This window comes from Aminobacter sp. P4_H6_2 (assembly GCF_056400805.1).
Genome location: NZ_JBFUKO010000519.1, coordinates 1 through 3,905 on the forward strand (window position 1 = coordinate 1; position 3,905 = coordinate 3,905).

Sequence of the window (3,905 nt, forward strand, 5' to 3'; positions counted from 1 at the left end):
GAGGAGGGGCCGACCGAGGAGATCTTTGGAGAGCCACGCGAAACCTACACCAAGACGCTGATGGCAGCGGCGATCGACGAGACGAAATTCCGCTTGTCGGCATGATACCGCTTGCGCGGGAGTTTCCGCGCAGGCGCCTCTTTTAGAATGAGAGATCGGCCCGGGTGTCACTTCGACGCCCGGGTCGATTGCTTCAGAGATCAGGATAGAGCTGCGGTCCCGGTCGCGCAGGTCCGTCAAATGGCTCCAGAAAACTGCTTCGATGCAGGCGACTGTGCAACCATGCGCCTAGGTGCCGGTTCCTTGACGCGAGCCCAGCAGTAATAGAGCAGGAACGAGCCGATCGCGTAGGGCTGCAGGATGTCGACCTCGAAGAAGGAGCGGATGACGAGCAGCGCCAGCAGGCCCGTCTGCAGCAGCGGCTCGGTCCAGTCCCTTTCATTGAGAAGCCGCCATATGCAGAGCCGGAGCACGGCAAGCAGAGGCAGGATGATCGCTGCTGTACCGACATAGCCGAGTTCCACCAGCGCCTCGATATAGGTGTTGTGGAAGTGGAAACCGGTTCGCGAGGCGATGTAGAACTCGTTCCACAGCCGCTCCGCCTCGGAGAAGCCTTGCACCCAATAGGCCTGGTAGCCAACGCCGAGCCAGGGTGCGTAAGATGCCGCGTCCAGCCCTTGCTGCCAGAGATAGGTACGTCCCGTCAAAGTCGTGTCTTTGCCGAACGCGCCAAGCACCATGTCGACGGCGCCGATATTGAGTGCTGCGAGCACTGCCGCACAGGCGAGCACGGAGCCTCCGAGAAAGAAGATCTTGCGATGCGTGGGAGAGAACGCTTCGAGACCTGCAATCGCAATCACCAAAGCAACAGTCGCGGGCGTCGCCAGCATCGAGGTTGCCGAGTGGGACATCACCAGAAGCGCTGCCGACAGGAGCACGACGCCGAGAGCAAGCAGACGCGCGATGCGGCTGCGGGTGAGGAACAGCCCGAAGTAGCAGCCGAGAAGCACGCCCAGCGATGCGTAAAAGCCAAGCTGGTTTTTCGAGCCGAAGGCACCAACGAAACTGTAAGTGCCGTCGAGCGCGTCGTAGACCGAGCTGCCGACAAGAATAGAATAGGTGAGCACGACGACGATGCCGGCCATGGCGCCGATGCTCAGCGTGCGGGCGTCGATCACGCGGGCAGCGATGACGGCACAAACGACATGCGACAGATATTGCAGCGCAGCGCGGCTGGTCACATCTGGCGCGTCGGACCAGAAATAGGAAAGGCACGCGATCAACGCGAAAGCCAGGAGCTGCGGCGAACGGGCGAGACGCCCGAGCGTGAAGCGATAGTCGACCAGGATCAGCGGCAGCCAGACCGCGTAATACATCAGGATCGAAACCTGGCCGAGGCGGAACGAATAGGCGAAGACGAAAAATGACACGGCGACCGCGAAGGCACCGTAAAGCGTGTTTTGGCCTGGATCGACCAGCAGTGCCTTTCTGATCCGCATTTTTGCCGCCGCTACTGGATGAGCGGGCCGCTTGCTCGCTCGACCTTCAGGACGTCGCCGGGCAACACCGGAGTATCCTCGGTCGCTGCGACTTCCTTGGTCTTGTCGCCAGTCTTGCGGACAAGCACGTAAGAAAGTGCCTGTTCGGCACCTCCGGCTGAGGGCGCAACGCCTCCCGCCTCCGAGATCAGGCCGTTTTGCATCCCAAGCTTGAGCGTCACGGCATTGAGTTCAGCCACCACTTTCTGGCGTTGGACGGCAAGTTCGGACTCGTTGTCGTTCTTGAGGTCGATGGCTTCCTGTTCGGCCTTGCTGATGTCCTGCTTGGCCCGAAGCATTGCCGTGTCGAGGTCGAGGATCTTGCCTTCCATCTCGGCGATGGCGCGCTCGGTTGAAAGCAGGCGCGTGTTCACCACCAGGCCTTTTTGCGCCAACGTGTCGATGCCGCTGAGTTCCTTACGGGCAAGTTCGACCTGGCGCTTCTGCGTTTCGGATTTCTGCCCCAGCGAGACGATCTCGCGTTCGAGCAGGCCCTTGAGGTCTTCGAGAGCCTGCAGCCTGAGCGTGATCTTCTTTTGGCGCGACACCATGATGGCGGTCTCGTCGGCGACCATTCCGGGCACCGCAGGTAGGGAGGCGATGTCCTTGGGCGCTTCGACCACAGTGTTGCCGGCGAGTTCGGCCTCGATGCGCGCGCGGGTCACCATCAGGCGGAGCTGTTCGTCGGAGAGGACGGCATGGCTACCTTCGGCGGTGATCAAGTCGCGCTCGGTACGCGCACCCTCGGTGCCGCGGCGCATGCCGCCAGCGATGCTGATCGCCTTGAGCACTGTGAGTTCCGGGGCGTAGGGATATTGCCCCGGCGTCTTGATGTCGCCCGAGATGTAGAACGGGCGGTATTGCGCGACCTCGACCGATGCCTCCGGCCGATCGGAAAGGCCGAATTTCTCCTGCAGCGTCTTGCCGATCGTCTCGGCGATCTCGGCTGTGGTTTTGCCCGATGCAGGCGTTTCACCGACGAAGGGCAGCGACAGTTTGCCGGAAGGCCCAATCGTGTAATCGCCGCTGACAGACGACCAGTCGCGGAATGCGCCTTCGACCGTCTGCCATTCGACGACGCGGATGGTCAGCTTGTCCTGGGTACCGAGCTGGTAATCGTCGGCGAACGCCTCCGACGCCGAGAAGGCCAGCGTAAGACAAACGATACCGTTCAGCAGCCGGCTTGCGCGGCTGCGGGGAAAGTGTGCGAGGTGCAATCTCAAATCTGTCCTCCGTTCCTGTGCCGAAGAAATCCAAGGGCGTTTGCGGGTGAGGGGAGACGCTGCGCTCCCATTCAAGCGCAGCCTCGATTGCGGCAAGCTCAGTAGCTGCCGCGCGACATGCAGACGGCCGGAACCGTCTTGAGGATGATGCGGATGTCTCCGGCGAGCGACCAGTTCTCGACATACTGGCGGTCGAACGCCACCCGGCTGTCATAGGAGACGTCGTTTCGTCCGCTGACTTGCCACAGGCCCGTCAGGCCCGGACGCGACTTGAAGTAGAACACCACCGCCTTGCCGTAATATTCGAGTTCGTCGCGCACGACGGGGCGTGGACCGACGATGCTCATGTCACCCAGCAGGATGTTGACGATCTGCGGCAGCTCATCAAGGCTGAGCCTGCGCAGCACGGCACCAACGCGTGTGACGCGTGGGTCTTCCTTCAGTTTCCGCGTCTCCTCCCATTCAGCCTTAGCCTCGGGATTGTCGCGAAAATGCGTGGCAAGAACCGCATCGCCGTCCCGCACCATGGTTCGGAACTTGAGGCAATGGAAAATCCGGCCGGCGCGGCCGATCCTGCGATGGCCATAGAACACAGACCCGCCATCGGAAACCTTGACCAGCAAGGCGATCATCAGGAACAACGGGCCGAGAACGATGAGCCCGGCGCTGGCGCCAACGACGTCGAAACCGCGCTTGATTGCCCCACCCAGCGGCGGAAATTCCATGGCCGCGTGCGGAAATTCCAAGCTCGTCGACTTGGCAATATCCCTCATGCTGCTACTCCAGTTGGTCAATGACCCGCCCAGGGCAAAGATAGCCAGGGTATGCTGCGCTGCAAAACACGATTTCTTGGCGTTTGAAACAATGATGCCAATTCCTGGGTGATTGGCGACCGTAGGTTGCACAAGAAAAAGACATGGTGACAGTTTCGAGGCTATCGCGTTCTGTATTTCAGAAGAAGCGAATATGCGGATATGCGTTGGTTTTGCCTAAGTAAATTCAGTATTTATTGGCGCCGCGCCTTACGTTTCGCGGCAGATGACGCCGATTGTTGAAATGCATGGCCGAATTTGGCCAATGTGCGGAAATAGTTCTATTGCAGGAAGCATGGGGCAACCCGCCGTTTCGAAGTTCTGTGCAGTGC

At 60.4% G+C, this 3,905-nt stretch carries 3 protein-coding genes; all 3 read right to left on the reverse strand.

Annotated elements, in window-relative coordinates:
• Positions 1-236: 236 nt before the first annotated feature.
• On the reverse strand, positions 237-1,499 hold the full coding sequence (locus AC1DUU_RS25645) for an O-antigen ligase family protein (RefSeq protein ID WP_476786188.1): 1,263 nt from the start codon (positions 1,497-1,499) through the stop codon (positions 237-239).
• 11 nt (positions 1,500-1,510) lie between these two features.
• The gene (locus AC1DUU_RS25650) at positions 1,511-2,755 is read right to left on the reverse strand and encodes a polysaccharide biosynthesis/export family protein (protein ID WP_476786189.1); all 1,245 of its coding nucleotides are present in this window, start codon (positions 2,753-2,755) and stop codon (positions 1,511-1,513) included.
• Between the two features lie 104 nt (positions 2,756-2,859).
• Positions 2,860-3,534, reverse strand: coding sequence for a sugar transferase (locus tag AC1DUU_RS25655; RefSeq protein WP_476786190.1), 675 nt, complete (start codon positions 3,532-3,534; stop codon positions 2,860-2,862).
• Positions 3,535-3,905: the final 371 nt, after the last annotated feature.

Excerpts from the sequence above, each read along its gene's own strand:
- AC1DUU_RS25645 (WP_476786188.1), bottom strand. The coding sequence starts at position 1,499 with ATGCGGATCAGAAAGGCACTGCTGGTCGATCCAGGCCAAAACACGCTT.
- AC1DUU_RS25655 (WP_476786190.1), bottom strand. The coding sequence starts at position 3,534 with ATGAGGGATATTGCCAAGTCGACGAGCTTGGAATTTCCGCACGCGGCC.